Source organism: Xenorhabdus sp. SGI 60 (assembly GCF_056632175.1).
Genome location: NZ_CP196860.1, coordinates 2628441 through 2654924, shown reverse-complemented (window position 1 = coordinate 2654924; position 26484 = coordinate 2628441). Strand labels below are relative to the sequence as shown.

Annotated in this window: 24 protein-coding genes and 1 other annotated feature (1 of these 25 cut by a window edge); of the genes, 9 read left to right on the top strand and 15 right to left on the bottom strand. The window is 41.3% G+C overall.

The genetic code is table 11. The features are described from left to right. Positions 1 to 37: a sequence feature (His leader region), on the bottom strand; it reaches 84 nt to the left of the window's first position. Between the two features lie 330 nt (positions 38 to 367). Beyond that, on the top strand, positions 368 to 1207 hold the full coding sequence (locus tag ACSJJG_RS12215) for an SDR family oxidoreductase (RefSeq protein ID WP_481089519.1): 840 nt from the start codon (positions 368 to 370) through the stop codon (positions 1205 to 1207). Between the two features lie 19 nt (positions 1208 to 1226). Here ACSJJG_RS12215 and ACSJJG_RS12210 read toward each other — a convergent pair whose 3' ends face one another. Continuing rightward, entirely contained in the window at positions 1227 to 1847 is a 621-nt protein-coding gene (locus tag ACSJJG_RS12210) for a glutathione S-transferase family protein (protein WP_481090433.1), read from the bottom strand. Between the two features lie 156 nt (positions 1848 to 2003). On the opposite strand from ACSJJG_RS12210, the gene ACSJJG_RS12205 reads away from it, so the two are divergent. Continuing rightward, positions 2004 to 3209: a serine hydrolase gene (locus ACSJJG_RS12205; protein WP_481090432.1), complete on the top strand. Its 1206-nt coding sequence runs from the start codon at positions 2004 to 2006 to the stop codon at positions 3207 to 3209. Positions 3210 to 3284: 75 nt separating this feature from the next. On the opposite strand, the gene ACSJJG_RS12200 is transcribed toward ACSJJG_RS12205, so the two are convergent. The 3 genes from ACSJJG_RS12200 to ACSJJG_RS12190 all read right to left on the bottom strand — a co-directional run bounded on the left by ACSJJG_RS12200 (position 3285) and on the right by ACSJJG_RS12190 (position 6765). Beyond that, positions 3285 to 4592 carry an HAAAP family serine/threonine permease gene (locus ACSJJG_RS12200; protein ID WP_481089518.1) on the bottom strand — a complete coding sequence of 436 codons (1308 nt, stop codon included), beginning with the start codon at positions 4590 to 4592 and terminating at the stop codon, positions 3285 to 3287. An 829-nt stretch (positions 4593 to 5421) separates the two neighbouring features. Then, complete coding sequence (gene ybjG / locus ACSJJG_RS12195; RefSeq protein WP_481089517.1) at positions 5422 to 6030, bottom strand: undecaprenyl-diphosphate phosphatase; 609 nt, start codon at positions 6028 to 6030, stop codon at positions 5422 to 5424. Between the two features lie 471 nt (positions 6031 to 6501). Next, complete coding sequence (locus ACSJJG_RS12190; RefSeq protein WP_047767481.1) at positions 6502 to 6765, bottom strand: GrxA family glutaredoxin; 264 nt, start codon at positions 6763 to 6765, stop codon at positions 6502 to 6504. Between the two features lie 208 nt (positions 6766 to 6973). On the opposite strand from ACSJJG_RS12190, the gene ACSJJG_RS12185 reads away from it, so the two are divergent. The 3 genes from ACSJJG_RS12185 to rlmC all read left to right on the top strand — a co-directional run bounded on the left by ACSJJG_RS12185 (position 6974) and on the right by rlmC (position 9048). Next, a complete protein-coding gene (locus ACSJJG_RS12185) occupies positions 6974 to 7291 on the top strand; it encodes a YbjC family protein (RefSeq protein WP_481089516.1) in 318 nt (105 codons plus the stop codon). A 78-nt stretch (positions 7292 to 7369) separates the two neighbouring features. Continuing rightward, positions 7370 to 7888 (top strand): type III secretion system chaperone family protein, encoded by a 519-nt coding sequence (locus ACSJJG_RS12180; RefSeq protein WP_481089515.1) that lies wholly within the window; start codon positions 7370 to 7372, stop codon positions 7886 to 7888. A gap of 26 nt (positions 7889 to 7914) precedes the next feature. After that, positions 7915 to 9048 (top strand): 23S rRNA (uracil(747)-C(5))-methyltransferase RlmC, encoded by a 1134-nt coding sequence (rlmC, locus tag ACSJJG_RS12175; protein WP_481089514.1) that lies wholly within the window; start codon positions 7915 to 7917, stop codon positions 9046 to 9048. Between the two features lie 86 nt (positions 9049 to 9134). On the opposite strand, the gene artM is transcribed toward rlmC, so the two are convergent. From artM to ACSJJG_RS12150, 5 genes are all read right to left on the bottom strand, one after another. Then, the gene (gene artM, locus ACSJJG_RS12170; protein WP_481090431.1) at positions 9135 to 9803 is read right to left on the bottom strand and encodes an arginine ABC transporter permease ArtM; all 669 of its coding nucleotides are present in this window, start codon (positions 9801 to 9803) and stop codon (positions 9135 to 9137) included. Further along, positions 9803 to 10519, bottom strand: coding sequence for an arginine ABC transporter permease ArtQ (gene artQ / locus ACSJJG_RS12165; RefSeq protein WP_481089513.1), 717 nt, complete (start codon positions 10517 to 10519; stop codon positions 9803 to 9805). Before artQ ends, artM begins: the two co-directional genes overlap by 1 nt. 11 nt (positions 10520 to 10530) lie before the next feature. After that, on the bottom strand, positions 10531 to 11268 hold the full coding sequence (gene artJ, locus ACSJJG_RS12160) for an arginine ABC transporter substrate-binding protein (protein WP_481089512.1): 738 nt from the start codon (positions 11266 to 11268) through the stop codon (positions 10531 to 10533). A gap of 157 nt (positions 11269 to 11425) precedes the next feature. After that, positions 11426 to 12154, bottom strand: coding sequence for an arginine ABC transporter ATP-binding protein ArtP (gene artP / locus ACSJJG_RS12155; RefSeq protein ID WP_481089511.1), 729 nt, complete (start codon positions 12152 to 12154; stop codon positions 11426 to 11428). Positions 12155 to 12393: 239 nt separating this feature from the next. Then, entirely contained in the window at positions 12394 to 13296 is a 903-nt protein-coding gene (locus tag ACSJJG_RS12150) for a LysO family transporter (protein WP_481089510.1), read from the bottom strand. A gap of 543 nt (positions 13297 to 13839) precedes the next feature. On the opposite strand from ACSJJG_RS12150, the gene macA reads away from it, so the two are divergent. Continuing rightward, complete coding sequence (gene macA, locus ACSJJG_RS12145; RefSeq protein ID WP_481089509.1) at positions 13840 to 14985, top strand: macrolide transporter subunit MacA; 1146 nt, start codon at positions 13840 to 13842, stop codon at positions 14983 to 14985. A gap of 2 nt (positions 14986 to 14987) precedes the next feature. Then, the gene (gene macB, locus ACSJJG_RS12140; protein WP_481089508.1) at positions 14988 to 16946 is read left to right on the top strand and encodes a macrolide ABC transporter ATP-binding protein/permease MacB; all 1959 of its coding nucleotides are present in this window, start codon (positions 14988 to 14990) and stop codon (positions 16944 to 16946) included. 65 nt (positions 16947 to 17011) lie between these two features. Here the strand turns inward: macB and cspD are convergent, their stop codons facing one another. Further along, the gene (cspD, locus tag ACSJJG_RS12135; protein WP_074018308.1) at positions 17012 to 17239 is read right to left on the bottom strand and encodes a cold shock-like protein CspD; all 228 of its coding nucleotides are present in this window, start codon (positions 17237 to 17239) and stop codon (positions 17012 to 17014) included. Positions 17240 to 17564: 325 nt separating this feature from the next. Here cspD and clpS point away from each other — a divergent pair, with 325 nt between their 5' ends. Both clpS and clpA read left to right on the top strand, forming a co-directional pair. After that, the gene (gene clpS / locus ACSJJG_RS12130) at positions 17565 to 17885 is read left to right on the top strand and encodes an ATP-dependent Clp protease adapter ClpS (protein WP_481089507.1); all 321 of its coding nucleotides are present in this window, start codon (positions 17565 to 17567) and stop codon (positions 17883 to 17885) included. A 32-nt stretch (positions 17886 to 17917) separates the two neighbouring features. Continuing rightward, positions 17918 to 20203: an ATP-dependent Clp protease ATP-binding subunit ClpA gene (gene clpA / locus ACSJJG_RS12125; protein WP_481089506.1), complete on the top strand. Its 2286-nt coding sequence runs from the start codon at positions 17918 to 17920 to the stop codon at positions 20201 to 20203. Between the two features lie 104 nt (positions 20204 to 20307). Here clpA and infA read toward each other — a convergent pair whose 3' ends face one another. The 5 genes from infA to trxB form a co-directional block, all read right to left on the bottom strand. Further along, positions 20308 to 20529 carry a translation initiation factor IF-1 gene (gene infA, locus ACSJJG_RS12120; RefSeq protein WP_047767507.1) on the bottom strand — a complete coding sequence of 74 codons (222 nt, stop codon included), beginning with the start codon at positions 20527 to 20529 and terminating at the stop codon, positions 20308 to 20310. A gap of 163 nt (positions 20530 to 20692) precedes the next feature. Next, complete coding sequence (aat, locus tag ACSJJG_RS12115; protein WP_481089505.1) at positions 20693 to 21382, bottom strand: leucyl/phenylalanyl-tRNA--protein transferase; 690 nt, start codon at positions 21380 to 21382, stop codon at positions 20693 to 20695. An 8-nt stretch (positions 21383 to 21390) separates the two neighbouring features. Continuing rightward, the gene (gene cydC / locus ACSJJG_RS12110; protein ID WP_481089504.1) at positions 21391 to 23151 is read right to left on the bottom strand and encodes a heme ABC transporter ATP-binding protein/permease CydC; all 1761 of its coding nucleotides are present in this window, start codon (positions 23149 to 23151) and stop codon (positions 21391 to 21393) included. Positions 23152 to 23153: 2 nt separating this feature from the next. Next, positions 23154 to 24923 (bottom strand): heme ABC transporter permease/ATP-binding protein CydD, encoded by a 1770-nt coding sequence (cydD, locus tag ACSJJG_RS12105; RefSeq protein ID WP_481089503.1) that lies wholly within the window; start codon positions 24921 to 24923, stop codon positions 23154 to 23156. A 102-nt stretch (positions 24924 to 25025) separates the two neighbouring features. After that, entirely contained in the window at positions 25026 to 25985 is a 960-nt protein-coding gene (gene trxB, locus ACSJJG_RS12100) for a thioredoxin-disulfide reductase (RefSeq protein ID WP_481089502.1), read from the bottom strand. Positions 25986 to 26484 lie beyond the last annotated feature (499 nt).

Genomic DNA, 26484 nt, shown 5'->3' with positions numbered 1-26484 from the left:
CAGCCTGAAAGACTAGTCAGGATGATGGTGGTGATGGTTAAATTGAATACGGTTCATATATACGCGTTCTCTATTTTTTCTACAAAGTTGTTTTTTACAAAAAGTTTTATACAAAAATATGCTGCACTGAATAATGGCTGTAAGTAACGTTATGTTTGTGACTAAGGATTGGTTGCTTGTTGTTTAACCTATACGATTTTGTGTATAAAAAGCAAACTTTATTTTAAAGAAGATGTTTGTTTCTTAATAACATATTGTTTTTAAAGTAAAATGTGATGAGTTGCTATTAAACAAATATATGAGTAATGTTAGCCGTGGTTATATAATGGCCTAAGAATCAAAATGGCATTGCTTTTGGGAGGGTGGGGTGAGAAAAGTTTCCATTATTGGATTAGGGTGGCTAGGAATGCCATTGGCACAAGCACTACAAAGCGAAGGAATGCAGGTAGTTGGTAGTAAAACAACACCAGATGGTGTTGAAGCGGCTTGTATGTGTGGCGTAGATTGTTACCAGCTAAATTTAGAGCCTCAGATTGTTTGCGATGTGGATGATCTTGATCAACTGATGTCTGTTGATGTACTGGTTTTGACGTTGCCTGTTAGTGGTGTTGCTGGTGGTGGGAAGGGGTATGTAAAAGCAGTACAACTGGTTGTTGATACTGCGCTTTCGTATTCGGTTCCACGAATTATTTTCACCAGTTCTACTTCAGTTTATGGTTCATCTGTTGGTTGTCTCAATGAAGATGAGTCCGTGTCCCCCGAAACTGAATCAGCCAAGGCACTGGTTGAGTTGGAAAACTGGTTGCATCAACTGCCCAATACATCGGTCGATATCTTACGTTTGGCCGGATTGGTCGGTAATGGACGCCATGCAGGGCGTTTTCTCGCGGGAAAGAAGGCACTCAGCGGAGGAGAAAGTGCGGTCAATTTGGTACATCAAGATGATGCTATTTCTGCCATTAAGCTGCTTATTCAACAATCGGAAGGCGGGCATCTTCTTAATTTGTGTGCACCAATACACCCGAAAAGAGCTGAATTTTATCAATCAGCCAGTCGCCAACTCGATCTGATGCCGCCAGAATTTTTACAGTCAGAAAGGGCAGAAATTGAAAGTAAGATAGAGAAAATCGTTGATGGTAGCCGCATCTGTCGGGAACTAGGGTTTGAATATCAGTTTCCAGATCCCGGCAGGATGCCAATGAGTTAATGAAATAACAAGTAAAACTTCAATTTATTTCTATCATAACAATCTTTCTGAAAGCGGGTCTTTCGGTCAGCAATTGATACCAGCGCTCTAAGTTTGGCAGGGATGGGCGCTCTATTTCTACGTTTAACCATAAGTAAGCCAGCGGAGCCAGAGAGATATCAGCCATACCAAATTTGTCGCCGGAAAGGTATTGTTGATTGCTGAGGGTGTCATCGACAATTTTTAGCCATTTTTCAATCTCAGCTAAAGATTGGACGATAATTTTAGGGTCTCGTTGATCTGCCGGTGTTCTAATGAAGCTGATTAGAAATTGTTTTATAGGCGCGAAGAGGTTGCAGCCTACCCAATCCATCCATTTTTCAACGCTGGCTCTTTCTTGGAGATCGGCGGGGTAAAGGCTATCTTTACCAAATTTTGCTGCAATGTAACGAACAATTGCATTGGATTCCCATAAAATAAAATCGTCTTCTTGTAAACAAGGAATAACTGCATTGGGGTTCATACGCAGGTATTCAGGATCGTTGAGTTTGCCAAATTTGCCACCAACATCAATTTGCTGATACGGCACATTTAGCTCTTCCAGGCACCAAAGCACTTTTTTCACATTTGATGAATTTTTACGGCCCCAAATTGTCAGCATCATTTTCTCCTTAAGATCAGTACATTTTTTGATGATTGATAATATGACAATAAAACCTGTTGAGTAACAGAAAAATCTTTACGTTATTGGGTTGGAGTCTTCTTTCATAACATCCTATATTAATAGAGTTTTAGCAGAGAAAAAGGGCGAGCGATGATGAAAAAAAGACAGCAGATACCGATGGTTAAATCTTTTACTTTCGGCTTGGGTATTTTTGGGTTGGCGAATATCAGTGTATATGCAATGGAACTGCCCGCTACGCCTGAAATTGATGCAAAAGCCTATGTGTTGATAGATTATGCCAGTGGAAAAATCCTGGCCTCAAATAACGCGGATGAGCGGTTAGATCCTGCCAGCTTGACGAAGATAATGACCAGCTATGTTGTAGGACAGGCGATCAAGTCAGGGAAAATTTCCACCGAAGATATGGTAACGGTTGGTAAAGATGCCTGGGCTACAGGGAATCCAATACTTAAGGGTTCATCGCTAATGTTTTTGAAACCGGGTGACAGGGTTAAGGTGATTGATCTGAACCGCGGTGTTGTTATCCAATCCGGTAATGACGCCAGTATTGCACTTGCAGATTATGTTGCAGGCAGTCAGGATGCTTTCGTTGATTTGATGAATAAGTACTCAGAAACACTAAAATTGACGAACACTCATTTCAAGACAGTGCATGGTCTGGATGCAGCAGGGCAGTATAGTACTGCCCATGATATGGCGCTTTTAAGTCAGGCCATGATCCGTGATGTGCCGGAAGAATACGCCCTGAATAAAGAAAAAGTGTTCACTTTTAACAACATCCGCCAGCCTAATCGCAATCGTCTGTTGTGGAATGAAAAAATAAATGTGGATGGTATCAAAACCGGACACACCAGTGGCGCTGGCTATAATCTTGTTGCATCGGCAACTGAAGGGCCAATGCGTTTGATTTCAGTGGTATTGGGTGCGCCTAGTGATCGCGTACGTTTTTCTGACAGTGAAAAACTTTTGTCATGGGGATTTCGTTTTTATGAATCAGCGACACCGTTGAAGGCCAGTGATACTTTGGTAACGGAGAAAGTATGGTACGGGACTCGTCCAGAAGTCGCATTGGGAGTAGAAAAAGATGCTTCCGTGATAGTTCCCCGTGGGCAAGTAGGGAATTTGAAAGCGAGCTTTACTCTGGATAATACCTCGCTTGAGGCACCATTAACTCAGAACCAAGTGGTGGGTACGGTGAACTTTTTGCTGAATGATAAGATGATTGACCAGCGCCCATTAGTCGTTAAAGAAGCGGTGGAAGAAAGCGGTTTTTTGGGACGTATGTGGGATTTCGTTGTAAAAACGGTCAGTGGTTGGTTTAATTCGATCTTCGGGTAACATCTAGATGAAAAAATGCCAGTCATCAAAAGATCGACTGGCATTTTTTAGGTGCTACCAACGAAGAAAGCCTGGTTACATGACTGAGTAAATTGCCGCTGAAATAGCAATTGAGCCGGTCACAATAACAAAAATATTGCTTGGTTTACCTGCATATTTGCGCATCGCTGGAACTTTTTTGATTGCATACATTGGCATGATAAACAGGATCATCGCAATAACTGGTCCACCCAATGACTCAATGATGTTCAGGATGCTTGGGTTAAGTGTAGCGACGAGCCAGGCACTGAGCAGCATAAAGAGGCTAGTGATACGATTCAGCGTTTTATGCTGAATCGTCTTGCCACGCGTGTTAATCATTGCTTTGTTCATAATACCGTTAAAGCCTTCGCGGGCGCCCAGATAGTGGCCGAGGAAAGACTTGGTTATAGCAATAAATGCGATAAATGGCGCTATATATTCAATAGTTGGTACACGGAAGTGGTTAGCCAGGTAGGACAGAATAGTGATATTTTGTGCTTTTGCTTCTGCCAAATTTTCTGGTGACAAACTCAGTACGCAACTGAAAACAAAGAACATGACTGTCAGCACCATCATGATATGAGCATAGGCTAGAATGCGTGAGCATTTTTTCTCTGCGTGCTCACCATATTCTTCACGTTTTGCAACTGCGAATGCTGAGATAATTGGGGAATGGTTAAAAGAGAAAACCATAACAGGGATTGCCAGCCACAGGGTAAATAGCAGACCATTATTGCTTGTCGCAGACATGATACTATTCTGCGACAGGCTATCAAAAATGGTGGTGTTCCAGTGAGGGATTAAGTATAAGGCCAACAGCATCAAAACGGTGACGAATGGGAATACCAATATACTCATGGCCTTAACAATGGCTTTCTCACCGAAACGGATGATGCTCATCACACCCAGAAGCAATACTAATGCCAGCAATGCACGTGGTGGAGCCTCTATCTGTAGTTGATGCACAAGAAAGCTCTCTACCGTATTGGTCAATGCAACACTGTACACGAGCAGAATAGGATAAATAGCAAAAAAATAGAGGACGGTGATCAGAAAGCCTGCAACTTTACCAAAATGTTCTTCTACCACGCCGGTGATATCATCACCACTGCTTTTACCAGATAAAACAAAACGGCACATTCCACGGTGTGCAAAAAATGTCATGGGAAGAGCAAGAATTGCCATGATAATGAGTGGAATTAAACCACCAATACCTGCATTGATGGGAAGAAACAAAACGCCGGCACCAATCGCTGTGCCATATAATCCTAGCATCCATACTGTGTCTGATTTACGCCAGGTAGTGTGATTGCTTTTGCTGGACGCAGAGGATGCTATCGAACCTGCTTGAGATGTGTCCATAAGTATCTCCGAAATAACGCGGTAAAGTAAAATTTAAAAACTACTAAACCCGCACATTAATTAAATGTGCGAGTTGGATTTTTATATGAATAATAAGTTGTCAGATATTGCGTTGGTGTTTATCTAAACGTTTTTATTACTACATCCAAAAAACTTAACCCCAGACTTTTGGCAGGGGAAATATAGTTATTTTCAGTGAAATGTACCGTGATCACTCTCGCAATTGCAAGATTTATATAGAAAAGGAAAATTGTTAAAAATATTCATCGAAATGTTGATTAAATATTAAGTAAAATGAAATGCAAATTTTGTTAAAGAATGTATCATTATTTTTATTTTAAATTCTAATATTTATCCGGTTTATTAAGTAATGATATTCATATGTTAATAATATTTTCTTGTCTGGTGTTTGAATAACCTGAAATTGAATTTAAAATGCCAATATTCTTATCTTGATATATCTCCATTTGTAATCTTATTTATCATAACAATATGATAGATAATAAAAAATTATCCTCATTGCATAGAGTGTCCATTTTTGAATGAAAATGTGTTTAGTATTGATTATGCCTTAATAAGCGTTTTAAGGATAATCAATTGTTGTGTGTGAAATTTGTTCTTTAACTCTGTGTTTATGAAGCAATAATAATCATTTTATAGTTAGATATTGTTAAATATAACGAAGGATTTTGTTCTGATATTTAAAGCTACTATGAAAGAAGAATAAATGTTAAAAGATTTCTTGAACAAAATAATGCCACGCTTTTTTTATGGATATCAGTTACACCAGCCATATAAGGATATATGACCAGTGCATATTTACATTTGATTAATTTTTTACCCACCCTTTTTTGATAAAAAATGCGCAGCAAAATTGGTAGAGTCGGGTAAGTTTGCTTTGTAAATGCGTTCCGTATTGGCTCCAAAATATTTGGGAAAAAGCACACCCCAACAGGCTGACTAAAAATGCCCCAATCATATCGATTGGCCAGTGAACGCCCACATAGACACGAGACCAGGCAATGGCACAGGCGATGACCATCAGAGATAAACCTGACCAAACGCGGTGCCAAAATATAAATGCCAGAGCAAAAGTAAAGACGGCTGTGCCGTGGTTACTGGGAAAAGATTCTGTAGGAGCATGGTAGAGAAAATGATAGCCAAAACCTTCGACAAATGGCCGGGCATGTGGAACGGTTATCCCGGTGATATAGGAGGTCGCTATGCCAAAGGCAAAAGCAATGCAAGATTTACTGACAACGATGCGTTGAGATGTGATGGCGTTTTCTTTTCCCCAAAGCCAGCAAATGACCAATGTGACAGGGTAAATAAATACGCAATATTTCGCTATAAAGATAGCAAGCGAGATCATTGCTGGTGGTGAATCTGGGGTTGCATTGATAAAAATAAACAAATTGTGGTTAAGTTGTTCTAGCAAAGTCAGCCTCACAAGCGAGATATTTACGTAAACAGGGTGATTTTATTTTATCAACTCATTGTTAACAATAATAATTTCACATAAAAAAGCGAATTACATTGATTTGTAATTTTATTTAATGTTTGTTGATGTTGCATGAATAAATAATATAGGGATTGCAATAATAATGAAAGATAATCGCTATCTTGCAAGTCACTCCTGACTAACAAAAAACCCGATAGTCTTTAACCAAAGTGGATGACTATCGGGCTCCTCAATATGGGGACATCAAAGAAAAGCAGTGGCAATAATTAAGACTGCATTATGATGTGAAAGTTCTCATCCTTGAGAAAAAAATCGCAAAATCTTTTCAAGAAGGTGGAGTTTTTTCGAAGGACAATATGGTTAAGGCACCCGCTATCCAGTAGAGGGACGGTTTCTGGCGATAGCGGTTTTTTTTGACGGCTGATTTTATAACTAACTTTGGGTCGATTATTGGTACAGTTCCAGATTGTCTTTAGCATAAGCTTCAAAATCTGTACATCCACCGATATGTTTCTCGTCAATGAAGATCTGGGGAACCGTCTCAACAGGTTTGCCCACCGTTTTTGATAAGTCGTTTTTGGTGATGTTTTCAGCCCAGATATCGACATAGCGATAATCAAAGTCGTCGCGCACTTTTTTTAGTTTTTCAGCGAGTTCTTTGGCGCGAACGCAGTAAGGACAACCAGGGCGGCCAAAAATGACAGTGTACATACAAACTCCTTAGTGGTAATGATCATGAACTTCATAGAATGTCATCTGGAGTTACTATGCCTGTAAGTATTAACAAAAAAAAGCAGGAATTGCCTTTTGTTGTAATTAGTCCTGCCAATAAGCGGGTTTCAGATATGATAGACTTACCAAGTAACAGAGATCTATTGAGTAACAGAAATTCTATTTTTAGGCTGGAACAGGTTAAAGAATGAAAGTGAACCCATCAAAAGAGATGCGCTCATTGGCTGATATGCCTAAGTTAGTCATTTTATTGGAAATATTGGGCGTGGGGCTGTTGGTTCTGGCTTACTTGTCAATAACTGATAGTATATTTCTATCACCTTTACTAATGACGACCGAAGCACACATTGCTATGATTTTATTGGGTATCGGTTGCTTGATACCAGCAGCTATCCATATTATCTGGCGTGCAGTCTATAATCTTTCCTTTTTGGGAATTGATCATAAGAAAGCAGATAAAAACCATCAGATTGTCACTGATGATGAAAAAAACAAAATAGATTAATTATTGTACATGCGGCTGCTTGCTGGGAAGTTCCCTTAGGTAGCATGTGTAACTTCTCGGTCATATGAGGTTAATTCGATGGATTCTATGGTTATTCCCGATTTGTCAATTTTGCGCACGTGGCTTGAACAGCTCAAAATCTCTTATTTTGAGAATGATTCAGGTACAGTCTTGCATTTGCCTCATATGCAGAATATTGATGGCTTGTTTGATGCCAAGATCGATCTGTTGGGTGATGTAGTATTGCTTTCCGCTTTGGCCGAAGTCAGGCCAACTGCGATAATTCCATTGGTTGCTAATTTGAGTCAGATTAATGCTTGCTCTCTTACTGTGAAGGCATTTATCGATGTTCAGGATGAAAACTTACCTAAGTTGATTGTTTGTCAGGCCTTCCCTATTGCTGCTGGAATGACTTTCAGACAATTCTCCAATTTTATGCAGCAGGGAGAAGAACAAATTGCGAATGTGATTTTTGAAATTCACAGCAATAATCTTCTCTATGTCAATAATGATATGGAAAGTGAGATGGAAGTTGAGGAAATTGAAGATGACGAATCCTTAACTTCAACGAAAACATCAACATTTACTTTGCACTAATATTTTTTTGATATGGTTTTTTTACGATGCAATGTGCGCAGTATACCGCGGGGTATTGTCACTCTTGCCAGTGGCTCGATAAGTCCTATTTACAACAATTATCTGATAAACAACAACATTTAAAGCAACTTTTACAGGAAGGACCTGGTATACATTGGTTGTCACCAGTAACCAGCAAAACAAGTGAGTTCCGTAATAAAGCCAAGATGGTAGTCAGTGGCAGTGTTGAGCGTCCATTGCTTGGTATGTTGCATCGTGATGGCAGAACGGTGGATCTTTGTGACTGTCCGCTGTATCCAAAATATTTTCAGACGGTATTTGCAGTCATAAAAACATTTATCGCCAAAGCGGGTTTGGTTCCGTACAACGTTGAACGTCGGAAAGGGGAATTAAAATATATTCTTCTGACGGAAAGTCGTGCTAATGGCGAAATAATGCTGCGCTTTGTCTTGCGTTCGGAAACAAAGCTGGCCCAATTAGAGCTGGCTTTGCCTTGGCTGAAGGAACAATTGCCACAAGCAACTGTGATTTCCGCTAATATTCAGCCAACCCATATGGCGATTCTGGAAGGTGAGAAGGAAATCATTTTTACCGAACGTAAGATGTTACAGGAAACTTTTAACGGTATTCCGCTGTACATCCGCCCGCGTAGTTTTTTCCAGACAAACCCAGATATTGCTTCAGCGCTGTATGCAACAGCGGGGCGTTGGGTTAGGGAATTAAACATCAACAGTATGTGGGATCTGTTTTGCGGTGCTGGCGGTTTTGGTCTGCATTGTGCAGATAAAAAGACCCGATTGACAGGGATTGAGATCAGTGCTGAAGCCATTAGTTGTGCGAAAAGGTCTGCCAAAAGCCTGGGATTGGAGCAGGTGGATTTCCAGGCATTGGATTCCACTCATTTTGCCCTTGATAAATCACAACTACCTGAGTTAGTACTGGTAAACCCTCCCAGAAGAGGTATTGGTAAAGAGCTATGTGAATACCTTAGCCGGATGGCACCTAAATTTGTTCTCTATTCGAGTTGTAATGCTCAGACGATGGCAAAAGATATCACTTTGCTTAAACAATATCGAATAGAAAAAGTACAGTTATTCGATATGTTTCCTCATACCGAACATTATGAAACATTGGCACTGTTAGTTCTTAATGTAGATTAACAACCTTATATCTTGATTACTCCGTGATAACGATATGTTATCACGGGCAGGAAGGGTAAAATCAGATAATTAAGGATGAATGCGGATTAATTGCGATGTTCAAATGATAAGGCTCGCTGTTCAATTATACGCATCAGCAGTGTCAAAAAGCCATTTATGCAGAGGTAAATAATACCCGCTGCAATAAATATTGTTGCATCATAACTACGCCCAAATTGAAGCTGGCTATATCCCATGATGTCTAATAAGGTGATGGTACTGGCTAGTGAAGTGCTCTTGAAAATCAGCACGACTTCATTGGAATAGGAAGAAAGTGCTCGCTTAAAAGCATAAGGTAACAAGATGCGCATAGAATGCACCTTGGACATACCGAGGGCTTGGCAAGATTGCCATTGTCCGGCAGGAATTGCTTTAACCGCCCCGTAAAATAGCAGGGTTGAGTAAGCTGCACTATTCAATGTAAGTGTAACCATTGCACATAGCCACGGCTCTGACATAAGTTGCCAGAACCACGGATATTCTTTGAGCGATGGAAATTGCCCCGGCCCATAGTAAATTAAGAAGAACTGAACGAGGAGTGGGGTTCCGGTAAATAGTGTGATATAGCTTCTTACCAATTGAGAAAGTACAGGCAGTTTCATTGTCAGAATCATGGTCAAGACAATGGATAGCATGAATGCAGCTAGTAATGCTGAGAAAGTCAAGCTGAGGCTGGTTTGCAAGCCGGGTAAAATTTCCTTGATATATTCAAACATCATGAAGCACTCCGTTCAAAATGGGTGGCGCGTATTTCAAGCTGTTTGAGAATAAATTGGCTGATCAGGGTGATTATCAGATAGATCACAGCAACAATCATATACCATGTGAACGGCTCCTGAGTTCGGGTAGCGATGCTTTTTGTTTGTAACATCAGATCATTAACGCTGATTAATGAAACCAGGGCAGTATCTTTTAATAAAACCAGCCATTGATTACCAAGTCCTGGCAGGGCATGACGCCACATTTGAGGCATAATCAGGCGAAAAAAGATGCGGCTTTGGCTTAACCCCAGCGCTTGGCCCGCTTCCCATTGCCCTATTGGAACTGCTTTTAATGCTCCGCGCAGCGTTTGTGAAGCATAAGCAGAATAGAGCAGGGACAGGGCAATAACACCGCACAGAAAAGGGCTGACATCAAAGTTGTCAATTTCCATCTGTATTCTAAAGTGCCAAACAATGAGATTGATATCAAAACCGTCCGACAGCGTAATGAGAAGCTGGGAACTGCCAAAATAGATGAAGAGAACAACTAAAACTTCAGGCAATCCTCTGATCAAGGTAACCCAGCAGGAGCCTAAAAAAGCAATAGATTTCCAGCGAATGGATTCCCATGCAGCAAAAAACATTGCCAGAACTAAACCGACGATAAGCGAGGAAATGGCGAGGCCGACGGTGACACCGGCGGCATGGATTAAAGAGAGAAGTTCATTCATTAGGATTGAGTTTATTGTTTAAACCATTTTTTGTAGATGGTATCGTAAGTACCGTCTTGTTTAACTTCCGTTAATGCTTTGTTCAGTTTGTCCAGCAACTCAGTATTACCTTTGCGAACTGCAATGCCTAAACCGATACCAAAGTAGTTTTTGTCTGTCACCTTATCGCCAACTGTGCTTAATTCTTTATTCTTTTTTAGCCATTCATTGACGACAGCAGTATCACCAAATAACGCATCGATACGGCCATTTTTTAAATCAAGCATTGCATTTTGGTAGCTGTCATAAGGTACGGTTTTCAGCTCCTTATGTTGTTCCATCAAATACTTCTGGTGTGTAGTCCCATTCTGGATACCGATTGGTTTACCTTTGAGATCGGCAACTTGAGCAAACTTCCCTTTGATAGCAACGAAAATGGCAGAGTTATCATAGTAGGTTTGGGTGAAATCAACTTGTTTTTTCCGATCCGGTGTGATGTCGATACCCGCCATCAAAATATCAACACGGCGGAATTTCAAGCTGGGAATGAGGCTATCGAAAGCCTGGTTGGTGAATGTACATTCTGCGCTAAGCTTTGCACATATGGCATTCGCCAAATCGACGTCGAATCCTTGAATCTGATTATTTGCATCAATAAATTCAAATGGAGGGTAGGTCGCTTCCGTCGCAAAACGAAGTGTTGCTTTCTCAGTTGCGGTTGCTGACAAGGTCACTACACTCAATAAGGCTGCAAACAATAATTTCTTCATAGCAATATCCTGTTGGTTATGAACTTAATGGTTGATAACTGCTTTGATGTTTGTTTTATAATCGATTATCGATATATCTACTTCATCTTTCAATCTGCTACCTTACAGGAAAGTCGTAGCTTGAAATCTATCAAGTTTATAGATCCAGTATGGTATTTCAGTGTGATAAATAGTGAGCAAAGGCTTCTGTTTGAGGATGCATAAAATGAGTTGCATCACCTTTTTCGAGAATGTGTCCTTGTTCCATATATACAACTTGGCTTGCTGTTTTGCGAGCAAATTCCACTTCATGAGTCACTATAACTTGAGTGATACCGGTTTCTGCCAGCTCTTTAATAATGTCAATAACTTGAGAAGTGATTTCAGGATCGAGTGCAGCAGTGGGTTCATCAAACAATAGAACCTGAGGTTCCATCATTAATGCACGTGCAATGGCAACCCGTTGTTGTTGCCCACCGGAAAGGTGCAGTGGAAAACGGTTGGTGAATTCGCCCAAACGAAGTCGGGAAAGGAGTTTGGTCGCTTTTTCCCGTGCTTGTTGTTTAGATTGCTTCAATACTCTGCAAGGTGCTTCAAGCAAATTATCTATCACGGTCAAGTGTGGCCACAAATTGTATTGTTGGAAAACCATGCCAACTTTTTGGCGCAATGCGAGAATTTCTTTGTGGTTCGGTTGCTGTTTGAAATCAAATTGGTGTGTTGCCACATTGAGTAACCCGGAACGAGGCAGCTCCAGTAAATTTAAGACACGAAGCAAAGAACTCTTTCCCGCTCCACTTGGCCCTAGTAACACGACAGTTTCTCCCGATGCACATACAAAATCGATATCGAACAGAGCCTGCTGTGAGCCATAGAAACAATTGATGTTTTTTAATTGAATGCTCATGCGAAAAATATGAATAGTTAATTGATTGATGCGATATTAATCCCGCGAGCATAACTATGCAATAACATCTGCATAAAATTGTTATTTTAATCGAATTAGTAAGTTAACTAATCAAATTGCCTGCATTTTTTAGATCTTTTTTTGCTTTTTTTATTAGCTAATTAGTCTGATTTTTATATCAACATTTTTTTGTTCAGTTTTTGCACTAAGCCAGGATTGTTTTTTATTGGGTAAACCATTTATTGAGAAAACAATGCGATGAACAAAGGCGTCAGTAGGCTCAATATAAAACCATGAACGATAGCGGCGGGCACGATATTTACACCACCACAGCGTTGTAAGATTGGTAAGGTAAAGTCAATTGAAGCTGCTCCGGTTAAACCCAATGCAGTTGAACGATAGCGATTTATTAACATGGGAATAAGCATGATGGACGCCAATTCACGAGCTAAATCATTGAAAAATGCGGTGCTACCAAGCACAGGCCCGTAAGCGTCGGAAATTAAAATGCCGGAAAGAGAATACCAACCGTATCCTGATGCAATGGCAAGACCAGTTTTGATCGGTAATTCCAACAAAAATGCAGCCAATACGCCACCCAGCAGAGAACTTATGGCAACCACTATGGCAATAATTGTACCACGGCGATTCAGCAGGGTTTGCTTTAGGCTCATACCGTTATTGCGCAGTTGAATCCCAACTAGAAATAGTAAAAAAATCAAGGCAATTTCGCTGGCTTGTCTAGAAAAATGAACCCCTAACCAGCCTGTTAATCCAATAAGAAACCCCAATACTAATGCACTACATAATTTGACGGAATCCAGCGCCATATGTAATCTGGAAGGGGGTTTTTCCTGTTTATGTGCATTAATAATCCACGGATCTCGTTTATCCAAGAGGAAGAGGGCCAGCATATTAATTATAAAGGTGCACAGAAAAAATGTTGTTGCATACAGCAAGATAGAAAGTAAATGACTGCCCAAATTTTCCTGCATAGCAAGGCTGATACCCATCAGAATGAGAATGATATAGACCATGACATTGAGTAGCTTATGCACGAAGGTTAGCATCGATTTATCATTCAGATGAATAAGGTAGCCTATAGCCAAAGGCAGGAGAATAATTATTAATCCTGAATACATGATCCTCATCCTTATCCAATAAAAAACGTCTTTTATCTAGTCTTAATCACGAAAACTAGGCACAAAAACCAGAAAACATACAGAAACAAAAAATTCACACCAAAATAACAAGCAGGATAAAGGGAAACATACTGAAACTCAACGCATTTTTAATCTCTAACAGAACGGGTGTTATAAATAAAACTAAGTTAATCCGATATGGAATGACGCAGAGAACAGGGTGTTACGACTATCCTACTTACCTTTAAAGGAGATATTTTCCAGGTTGTTTGGCTGGCGAGCGCAGGGAAAGTCAACTCTTAACCATCTTGACTACTTACGTGTTTTTTTAAAGAAGAGATATTATCCAGGGTTTGTTTGGCTCAAGGGTCTTTCCCACTTTCAAAAGTATTAACGTCATTTTGGCTACGTTTGACATTAGAAATTTTTTAAAGAATACATATCAGAAATATCCCGTTGATAGGGTTTGTTTATGTTTCATACAGTAAAGTTCAAATGAAGTCATTAGATGAGATGACATATTTTAATGGTAGGTATTTATTGATGAAACTTCTTTTTGCCAAGTATCGCTGGGTTAGAGCTGGGCTTGTTCTCATAGCTATTGTTTCTGTGTGGTTCTATTTCTTCTATCTGCCGAAGCCTATCACATATCAGACAAGAGCAGTGATAAAGGGAGATTTCGAAAGAAGTGTCCTGGCGGTGGGTAAATTGGATGCGGTCAGTAAAGTTGACGTAGGGGCTCAGGTTAGTGGTCAGTTGAAAGAGCTTTATGTGAAATTGGGGGATAAGGTTAAGCAAGGCCAATTATTGGCATTGATTGATCCACAAACAGCAAAAAACACTGTGGCTGAAATTCAGGAAACAGCAAAATCACTGGAGGCTAATCTCCGTGGAGCGCAGGCTGAACTAAAACTTGCACAACTCAAAGTAAATCGCCTGAATCATTTGGTTAAATTACATTTAATTTCCCGGCAAGAATTGGACTCCAGCATAACAGATATGCAGTTTAAGACCGCCAGAATTGACGACTTAGCGGCGCAAATTAAGCAAAATAAGGCCAAACTTGATACGGCAAAAACGAATTTGCAATATACCAGAATTACTGCCCCAATCGAGGGCATTGTGACAGATATCAAAACATTTCAGGGACAAACCGTGATTGCTGCACAGCAAGCACCGACCATCCTGACCCTCGCAAATCTTGATACTATGATTGTAAATGCAGAAGTATCGGAGGCTGATGTCATCAATTTAGCGCCGGGACAGAAAGTCTCATTTACCATCTTAGGGGCGCCAGGAAGGCTATTTCACAGCGTCCTGAAAGATACCTTGCCAACACCACAAGTTGAGAATAACGCTATTTTCTACTATGCCCGCTTTGAAGTACCTAATCCCGGACATATTCTGCGTTTGCAGATGACTGCGCAAGTAAAAATAGCGCTTCAAACTTTGCATAATGTATTGATGATCCCAATTTCAGCTTTGGAAATAGCTTCTCACCAATATACGTCTTCAACTCAGCATGTACTTTCTACGCAATATGAAGTGAGTGTTTTGCATAATGGCAAAGCAGAAAAACGTAAAATCACAATAGGAGCCTTTGATAACGCGAATGTCCAGGTGCTCTCTGGGTTGAAGGAAAACGAACGTGTGATCACCAGCCTCAGTGATAGTAGTGTAGAGGAGTAATAATGGATACATTACTGGAACTAAAAGGCGTTAGTCGTAATTATCCCGCTGGAGAAGGGCAACTCACTGTTCTGGATAATATTTCGTTATCTATACAGGCCGGAGAAATGGTGGCTATTGTTGGCGCTTCTGGTTCAGGTAAGTCTACTTTAATGAATATACTTGGCTGCTTAGATAAACCTAGCAGTGGAGAATATTGGGTCGCAGGAAGAAATATTGCTGATTTGGATAGTGATCAATTGGCAGAGTTACGCAGGGAATATTTTGGGTTCATTTTTCAGCGTTACCATTTATTGACTCATTTAACCGCCGAACAAAATGTTGAAATTCCGGCAATTTATTCCGGTGTTTCCAAAATGCAACGTCGTGAGCAGGCTATTGAATTGCTAAAAAGCCTTGGATTGGAAAATCGGATTGATTATCGACCAAGCCAGCTTTCAGGTGGACAGCAACAACGGGTCAGTATTGCCAGGGCACTTATGAATGGCGGTCAGGTCATCCTTGCTGACGAACCGACCGGAGCATTGGATAGTACTTCCGGCCAGGAAATGATGGATATCTTGAAGAAACTCTGTCAACGAGGACATACGGTTGTTATTGTTACGCACGATCCTAATATTGCTGCACAGGCGCAAAGGGTGATTGAAATTAAAGACGGGCGTATCATGAGTGAGGTACGCTCTTCTGAACACCAAAAATTACCTCATATCCCTTCTTCTGTAGATACAAAAACTGTCAATGTACAAACCTCTTCAGTGCAACAAATCTGGGGACGTTTTAATGAAGCTTTATTGATGGCATGGCGTGCCATGAATGTGAATAAGCTACGGACTCTGCTGACAATGCTTGGAATCATAATAGGCATTGCCTCTGTTGTAACGATCGTAGTGATTGGTGATGCGGCAAAATCGATGGTGTTATCACATATTAAATCTATTGCAACTAACTCTATATCAATTTATCCAGGAAAAGATTTTGGCAGTGATAACGCTTTGGATATGCGGGCACTGAAACTTACTGATATTCCAGCAATAAAATCTCAGCCCTATGTTCAGGCTGTTTCTCCCGAATTTATGAATGGCGGGCGCTTGCGTCAAGGCAATATGGATGCTAAAGCACAAATATCGGGGGTAGGAAGTGATTTTTTTCAGGTATATGCAATGAAATTTTCTCAAGGCATTCCTTTTACTTCAGACATGATTGAGCGTCAGTCTCAAGTGGTTATCATTGATGATAATACACGTAAGAAGTTCTTTCCTTACCAGAGTAATGTGGTAGGCAAAGAGTTACTGTTAACAAATATGCCCTTGACTGTGATTGGTGTCATTGCTAATGGGCAAAGTCTTTATAGCAGTAATACATTACAAGTTTGGGTGCCTTACAGTACGATGAACAGCCGTTTGATGAATCAAAATTACTTGAATTCGATTGTTGTCAGGTTGAAAGATGGCTATGCGTCCAATGAAGCAGAAGAAAAAATTAATCAATTGCTGATATTCCGTCATGGTAAAAAAGACTTTCACACTTATAACGTGAATAAGACCATTAAAATAATGGATAAAACAACACGGACGATGCAACTATTTTTAACGTTAGTTGCGGTAATATCCTTGGTTGTCGGGGGAATTGGTGTCATGAATATCATGTTGGTATCAGTTACCGAGCGTACAAGGGAGATTGGTATTCGTATGGCCGTAGGGGCCAGAACCAGTGACATTATGCAGCAATTCCTTATTGAAGCTGTTTTGGTTTGTTTAATAGGGGGGATACTGGGGATTATTCTGTCATACAGCATTTCTTTTATGGTGCAATTGATGTTACCGAACTGGGATTTCGTTTATAACTTCATTGCATTTATCATTGCATTTGGTTGTTCAACGGCAATAGGGATAATCTTTGGTTTCCTACCGGCAAAAAATGCAGCTCACCTCGATCCTATAGAAGCACTGGCAAGGGAATAAAATAGCACGCCACAAATAAGCCTATTGTCCATTTGTGGCGTGGAAATTACGAATTTATCGGGTCACTATTTTTTTGATTTTGAACCATTTTCCAGAGGTACAATAAGGCTGGCGTGGTTACCTTTGGGGCCTTGATGAACGCTAAAGTTCACTTTTTGCCCCGCTTTCAGCGTCCTATAACCATCCATCTGAATGGTTGAATAGTGAGCGAATATATCCTCGCCCCCGCTGGCCGGACAAATAAATCCAAAGCCCTTTGCATTATTGAACCATTTAACAGTACCTGTTTCCATACTTCTCTATCCCTCGTATCACGATTTCGGATTTAGGAGTCACTAAAAATTTTAAAATATGAACAAACGCCCAGACAGAAAGCGGTGTTCATAAAATATACTGTAGTGAAATTCATTACGTCGTCAAGCATATAAACAACGTCAGGTTGTCTCAAATGACTAAAGTTTGATATAGATAACGGTATCCGATTTTTAGGCAAAATCCTGATCTGCTAATCAAGGAAGGGGTAAGCAGAGTGCTTTATGAAGTGATAAAATATATAGCAGTAGAATGAATGAGTTCATACTAAAATCCAGCGGACAGTTAATACCCAGCGGAAGAATAATGACTGAGTTTTATAACGATTTGAAAGTTGAAGAATTTATTAAGGATGATGTAAAACAAAAACGACAACCACCATCAATGTATAAGGTTATTCTTAACAATGACGATTATACCCCTATGGAGTTTGTGGTTGACGTATTGCAAAAGTTCTTTTCTTATGATGTTGAACGAGCAACGCAACTAATGCTGAATGTCCATTACAAAGGGAAAGCAGTTTGCGGAATTTATACGGCAGAGGTCGCAGAAACTAAAGCTGCGCAAGTGAACATGTATGCTAAGGAGCACGAGCATCCGTTACTTTGCACGCTGGAAAAGGTCTGATCTGGCTTATTGAAATTTAGGAGGAGGTGCTTATGCTCAATCAAGAACTGGAGCTTAGTCTCAATATTGCTTTTGCCAAAGCAAGGGATAACAGACATGAATTTATGACTGTAGAGCACCTGTTGCTGGCGTTGTTAAGTAACACATCAGCGCGAGAAGCACTGGAGGCTTGTAAAGTCGATTTGGCGATGTTACGCCAAGAATTAGAAAGTTTTATTGCACAAACCACCCCCTTGTTATCTGAAAACGATGACAGGGATACACAACCGACATTAAGTTTTCAGCGTGTTTTGCAACGTGCGGTATTTCATGTTCAATCTTCGGGGCGTTCGGAAGTTTCTGGAGCGAACGTCTTAGTTGCTATTTTTAGTGAACAGGAATCCCAGGCTGCTTATTTACTACGTAAGTACGACGTCAGTCGTTTGGATATTGTGAACTTTATCTCTCATGGAACGCGCAAAGATGAATCAGATAATGATGCTTACCACAGTATCAATCCAGTTCAGGAAGAGCCGGTAATTAGTGAAGATCGATTGGAAAATTTCACGACTAATCTGAATCAATTGGCACAGAAAGGACAAATTGATCCGCTTGTCGGCCGTCAGAGTGAATTGGAGAGAACTATTCAGGTACTCTGTCGTCGCCGCAAAAATAATCCTCTGCTTGTTGGCGAATCGGGTGTTGGTAAGACGGCCATTGCTGAGGGGCTTGCATGGTGTATTGTGCAAAAGAATGTTCCCGAAGTGATGCAGGATTGTACCATCTATTCTCTTGATATTGGCTCATTGTTGGCAGGAACAAAGTATCGCGGTGATTTTGAGAAGCGCTTCAAGTCTTTGTTAAAAACATTGGAACAGGACAGTAAAAGTATTCTCTTTATCGACGAAATCCATACTATTATTGGCGCCGGTGCCGCATCGGGTGGGCAGGTGGACGCAGCCAATCTCATTAAACCGCTGTTGTCCAGTGGGCGTATACGGGTAATTGGTTCAACAACGTACCACGAATTCAGCAATATTTTTGAAAAAGATCGGGCCTTGGCTCGCCGATTCCAAAAAATTGACATTCTTGAGCCTTCTTCTGAAGAAACGGTACAAATTATCAATGGGTTGCGTGCTAAATATGAAGTACATCATGATGTTCGTTATACAGCGAAGGCCATTCGGGCAGCAGTCGAGTTATCTGTGAAGTATATTACCGATCGTCATTTACCGGATAAAGCCATTGATGTTATTGATGAGGCTGGTGCAAGGACCAGATTAGTGCCAGCCAGCCGCCGTAAGAAGACGATCAATGTTGCTGATATTGAGACTGTTGTTGCTCGCATAGCCCGTATTCCAGAAAAAACGGTGTCAGCCAGTGATAAAGATGTATTGAAGACACTGGATGAGCGTTTGAAAATGTTGGTTTTTGGTCAAGAAAAAGCGATTGCTGCCCTGACGGAAGCCATTAGGATGAGCCGTGCTGGATTGGGACAAGATTATAAGCCAGTAGGATCTTTCTTGTTTGCAGGGCCAACGGGAGTGGGGAAAACAGAAGTCACAGTCCAACTTGCCAAGGTTTTGAATGTCAAATTATTGCGATTTGATATGTCAGAGTATATGGAGCGACATACTGTCAGTCGTTTAATCGGTGCTCCTCCGGGTTATGTTGGCTATGATCAGGGAGGATTATTGACCGATGCAATTATCAAGCATCCTCATTCTGTTCTGTTACTGGATGAGATTGAGAAAGCCCATCCTGATGTCTTTAACCTGCTGTTACAGGTGATGGACAATGGTACATTGACTGACAATAATGGCCGCAAGGCGGATTTCCGCAACGTTATTTTGGTGATGACAACCAATGCAGGGGTACGTGAAATACAGCGTAAATCCATTGGATTCACCGAGCAGGATAACAGCCCGGATGGTATGGAAGAGATAAAACGGATTTTCACACCTGAATTCCGCAATCGTCTTGATAGCATCATTTGGTTTGATGCACTCTCTCCTGAAGTTATTCAGCAAGTTGTTGATAAATTTATTGTCGAGTTACAAGCCCAACTGGATGAAAAAGGCGTCTCTTTGGAGGTCAGTGCAGCAGCCCGCCAATGGTTATGTGACAAAGGTTATGATAAGGCGATGGGAGCACGACCTATGGCCCGTATCATTCAGGATAATCTTAAAAAACCACTGGCGAATGAGTTGCTATTTGGCTCTTTGGTGCATGGAGGCTCAGTCAAGATTAAACTTGATAAAGCTAAACAGGCATTGGTATACGATTTTAAGAGTGCCCAAAAATCGAATAAAAAGAGATCAGAAGATGCTGTATTGTAACATGTTAAACGGGTAACTGACTGGTGATAAAAAGTAAAAATTAGCAGCTACACCACAGGTGAATTTTGAAAAATACGATCACCTGTGGTGCTAAGATATCTTAATCAGCGGCTACGGAAAGTAATGCGTCCTTTTTCCGGATCATATGTAGTTAGCTCAACTGTAACCTTGTCTCCTGTCAGGATGCGGATATAGTTCTTGCGCATTTTTCCTGAGATATGAGCAGTGACAATGTGTCCGTTGTCTAATTCAACGCGAAACACAGTATTTGGCAGTGTTTCTAAAACAGTACCTTGCATTTCAAAATTAGTGTCTTCTTTGGCCATCTAATCCTCTAAATGTAACAACCATAGTTTTTAACCGGCAAGATAATGCCGAAAAACCATCACTATGTAAAGGAATGTCGTATTTTAAGCCATCATTTTACATACGATACTATGATGACTAATGACATTCCCACCATGAACAGCATTTATTTCTAAGAGATGATTATAAATCCAGCTTTTGTACAGACCAGCAGCCTGATTGCAATGACTGCTTTCTTAATTGATAAAGATACTGGAGAAACTTTTCTCTCGGAATATTTTTAGCGCCCAATGATTCTGTATGGTGATTTAACACCTGACAATCAAATAGTTGGCCGCCATGACGTAAAAAATGGTGATAGAATGCGATAAAAGCACACTTGGAAGCATTCTCCATTTTGCTAAACATTGATTCACCGCAAAATAGTGTACCGACACAAACGCCGTATAAACCCCCCACAAGTTGATGGTCATGCCAGACTTCAATTGAATGAGCTAATCCTTCTTTATGTAAGGTTTGATAACCTTTTTGAACATCTGACCCAATCCAGGTGCCTTCTTGTCGTTGAGCACAATTATATATCACTTCATCAAAAGCATAGTTTACCGTAATTTGGTAAGTATGTTTGTGAATAAATCGACGTAGTGTTCGGCCAATATGCAATTCTCCTGGAATTAACACGGCCCTGGGATCGGGAGACCACCATAAAGGCGGCTCATCAGGCGAATACCACGGAAAAATTCCCCCATGATACGCTACTCGTAAACGTTCTGCACTTAGATCTCCTCCAAATGCCAATAAACCATTGGGTTCAACCAGCGCATTAGTGGGATGGGGGAATTCATATGAGTTACCCAGTTGAGCTATCGACATCAGTTGAATCACCTTTGCTCAGGATAGCTCTGTAGCTGATGAAATTGTTGCCGCTGATGAAATTGATAGTAACGCCCTTTTTGAGCCAGTAGCATATTATGCTTACCTTGCTCAATAATGCGTCCTTCATCCATAACGCAGATTCGATCCATGAATTGCAAGCCTGTGAGTCGGTGGGTAACAATAATCAAGGTCTTGTGCTGGCAACTACGGTATAGCAGCGACAGAATTTTCTGTTCTGTATCTGCATCTAGCCCTTCAGTTGGCTCATCCAGCAGCATTAAAGGGGCATTGTGCAACAATGCTCTGGCAATACCCAAGCGCCGTTGTTCTCCACCGGAAAGCTGACGTCCACCCTCTCCCATCCAACAGTTTAGCTTCTTATCAGTGTCTAGCAAGTATCCTAAACCAACTTGTTGCAGTACGGTTGTTAATTCAGCGTCATCAGCACCTGGTTTTGCCAATAAGAGATTTTCACGCAAAGTATGGCTAAAAACATGTATCCGCTGGGGAACGATAGACATCATTGAACGCAATGTTGACTCATCATAGTGGGAGAGAAGGTGCTGATTGAGTTGAATCTCACCGCTATTGACATCCCAGGCCCGCGTCAATAATTGCAAAAGCGTGGATTTTCCGCACCCTGTTTTTCCCAGTAAAGCAAGGTGCTCGCCTGATGTCAGGGATAGAGAGATATTTTTCAATACTGGCTGTGGCTGACCCGGATAGGTGAAATCAACATTTTTTATTTCAAGGCTGAACTCGCTATTTGCCTGCGGTCCATGAGTAGGAAAGGTGACTTCCGGTTTTTGATTCATCAACTGAGAAACACGAGTCGCAGATGCAATGACTTGCCCCATGTGCTGGAATGCCACGGTAACTGGCCCAAGTGCTTCGAACGCAGCAAGGGTGCAAAATGTAAACAGTGCGATTAATGCACCCGTCTGACTATTTTCTCCCACACCTGCCGCAGCTAGCCACAGTATCAGCGTCACTGTCATACCAGTGGAAAAAATCATGATAGCTTGTGAAAGTCCGGTCAAACCGGCTTGTTTTTGCTGGCTTTTCAACCAATCATTTTCAATCTCTGTCATGGATTGACGAAAGCGTTTGAGTGCGCCAAACACGCTTAATTCAGCTTGCCCCTGCAAGGCGCTGGTCAGTAATGTACGATACTGACCGCGTTGTTGAGTCATGTTTCTGCCATAAGGTTTTCCTGCGTGGTAAAACACGCAAGGTAATATCAGCAGCAACCCTAACATAATACCGCCAATAGTATAGGCGAAGGTGAAATCAAGGAAGCTCAGGCCGAATGTTAGAGTGAGAATGACAACGAAAGCGGCGAGGACAGGGGAAATAACTCGCAGATACAGATGGTCCAGTGTTTCGACATCTGCAACAAGCCTATTTAGCAACTCACCTTGACGAAAACGAGCAATGCCTCCAGGAGAAAGAGGCAGTATTTTTTGAAACGCGAAAACACGTAAATGTGCTAATACCCGGAATGTTGCATCATGGCTGACAAGCCGCTCACCATAACGACCAGCAGTACGAAAAATGGCAGCACCGCGAACACCGGCGGCAGGCAGCATATAGTTAAACGTATATAACCCTGCGAACCCAGCCAGGGCTGTGCCAGCAAGGAACCAACCAGAGAGTGTTAGCAACCCAATACTGGCTAGCAGCGTCACAATCGCCAATAGCATACCTAAGCTGATGAGAAACCAATGGCGGCGGTAGAGCGCGAGAAATGGAAGTAATACACGCATGATTAAAGCTCCACACTACGGTGAGATAACAAACGAGAAAATACACCTTGAGATTGGCTTAAAGTTTGATAATCACCTTGTTCTATAAGCAATCCATTTTCCATTACCCAAATCTGGTCATATGATAGCGTTTCTTCTAGCAAGTGAGTAACCAGTAATGTGGTTTGTTGATGCGAGGCCTGATTTAAGGCCATCATCACACGCTGTTCGCTATGGGCATCAAGGCTAGCTGCGGGTTCATCCAATAGCAATAATTGGCAAGGATTTAACAACGCTCGCGCTAGCGCAATACGCTGTGCTTGTCCGACAGACAGACGAGCAGCATTGTCACCTATTACCGTATTAATACCATCTGGAAGGTCGTGAATAAACTCATTGACATAAGCCCGTTCCATCACATCATTGATTTGCTCTTGCGTTGCGTCATATTGACCAAGACGAATATTATCGAGCAGTGTCTGTTCTGGCAGGTGTGGGTTTTGCCCAACCCAACTTAAGCGTTCACGCCATTTGGTGAGGCTGAGTTCACGCAACTCAATTCCATTGATTTTCAAGGAACCATGATAAGGTAAAAATCCCAGCAATACATTGATTAATGAACTTTTTCCCGCACCACTTTTTCCAACCAGAGCAATCCGTTGGCGCCTATCAATGGTAAAATTCAAAGGACCAGCAAGACAATGTCCATCGTGGGACATAATTTCCAGTCTACAGGCCTCAATGGTAACAGGTTCTTTATCTGACAGTGTTTTTTCACCACTACTTGCGACCTGTTCTCCATCGCTGCTAAGTAAGGTGAAGAGAGATTCTGCCGCCCCGACTGCCTGGGCTTTGGCGTGATAAAACGTACCTAAATCGCGCAGTGGTTGAAAAAACTCGGGGGCGAGGATTAACGCGAGGAAACCTGCAAACAACGTAACACCTACGCCATAGCTACCAAAGTGCAATTCTCCCAAATAGGAAAAACCAAAATAAACAGCAACAACGGCAATAGAAATTGCGGCAAAAAATTCTAAAACCGCTGAGGATAAGAATGCCATACGCAGAACTTCCATCGTTCTGCGGCGAAAGTTTTCTGTTGATTCTGTGATTTGTTTAACTTCCGCTGCCCCTTGGTGGAACAGGCGCAAAGTTTCCAAACCCCGTAAACGATCGAGAAAATTACCGCTTAATCGGCTGAGAGCAACAAAATTGCGCCGATTGGCATCTGCGGCTCCTAAGCCCACCAATGCCATAAATAGCGGAATCAATGGCGCGGTTACAAATAAAATCAATCCTGCGGCCCAATTAATTGGAAATACAGTAATCAGGATTAAGATAGGGATCATCGTAGCAAGAGCAATTTGAGGTAGATAGCGAGAGTAGAAATCCTGCATGTCTTCTATCTGCTCTAGGATAATGGTTGCCCAACTTCCGGCGGGTTTCCCCTTAACCCACATTGGACCTAGTTGTTCAAGTTTATCCAGTACCATATTGCGAATTTGTTGGCGTACAACTTTGCCACAAATAAATCCGACACGCTCCCGAACAGCATTGACAATCGCTCGTAATGCAAAAGTAGCAGCCAACATTAGAAATTGGTCGATAAGGTTTTCACGGGGAACATTATCCATAATCAGGGCTTGCAGGATTGTCGCTAAGAGCCAGGCCTGGGAAATAATCAGCAATCCATTGATTAAGCCAAGGAGCATTGATAAACGAAGCCACCGACGGGCAGGCGCAGTTTGCTGTTTCAGCCATCGAACAAGTTCAGATTGTCTTGTTTTGTCCATAAGAAAATTTTCTGATTAGCGGGTGATGATACGGAATATCAAAACAAGCTGTATGTTACCTGTTAAAAAGCGCTACCGGAATAGCGCTTTGGGAAAGATAGATTATTTAGTTGCCAGCCCGTCAAGGAAACGTTCAGCATCCAGTGCAGCCATACAGCCCGTACCTGCTGAGGTGATAGCTTGGCGATACACATGATCCATCACATCTCCAGCGGCAAAGATACCTGGAATAGAAGTCTGGGTGGCATTACCATGCAAGCCAGATTGGACTTTGATATAGCCGTTTTCCAGTTCCAGTTGGCCATCAAAGATGCCTGTATTTGGACTATGGCCGATGGCGATGAAAACGCCGGTAACATCCAGTTCTTCGGTATTATCACTTTTCTTGTCGCGAATGCGGATGCCAGTAACACCCATATCGTCACCCAGAACTTCATCCAACGTACGATCAGTATGCAAAATAATGTTGCCGTTCTTCACTTTTTCCATCATACGGTCAATCAGGATTTTCTCTGAACGGAAAGTATCACGACGGTGAATCAAATGTACTTCAGAGGCAATGTTTGCCAAATACAGTGCTTCTTCAACGGCAGTATTGCCCCCGCCAACTACAGCAACCTTTTGTTTGCGATAGAAAAATCCATCACATGTTGCACAGGCAGATACACCACGACCTTTGAAAGCCTCCTCGGAAGGCAATCCGAGATAACGGGCTGATGCTCCTGTCGCGATGATTAAAGCATCACAGGTATATTCCTGATCATCACCAAATAAACGGAATGGTCTGTTTGAGAAATCAATTTTCTGAATATGGTCAGAAATAATTTCTGTTTGAAATTTTTCGGCGTGTTGGAACATGCGCTCCATCAAGCCAGGGCCAGTCAACCCTTCAGGATCTCCGGGCCAGTTCTCAACCTCAGTCGTGGTGGTCAATTGGCCGCCCTTTTCAACCCCGGTAATGAGGACGGGATTTAGATTAGCGCGGGCTGCATACACAGCAGCGGTATAGCCAGCAGGACCTGAGCCAAGAATGATAAGTTTACTGTGTTTGGCTGTGCTCATGAATACCTCATTTCCATTATCGCATATTGCAGATTTGGGGATTGTAGGAGAAATAATAAGTTAAAAAAAGCAATTATCAGATAAAATATTCATGTTATTAACGATTTTACCGATAGATAGTAACTATGATGTAATCGTATTGTAAGAGACGATTGTTTAATTTTCTGAATTGAACGTCATTTATACATATGAGACATAAAACAAGCTATCGAAACGATTTACTGAAAATTTATTTGGCAGGTTGTTCTGATTTTTGTTCATTTACTTTGACAATCGGCTGTGCATTTGCGAAAACATCTGTGTAAGAGATAATTATCTCTCCTGCTAATCAATTGTTTCTATAAAATAGACAAACTAGTGTGGGTGATTTTCTCATAGAATATAAAAATTGCCGTTAAGTTGTTTCTGAAAAACCTAGTGTTTTGGGAGCTAGTATCTTAAGAGATAGTGTTCTGGGAAATGATGTTTCTGAGAGACAATGTTCTGGTAAATCGTGTCG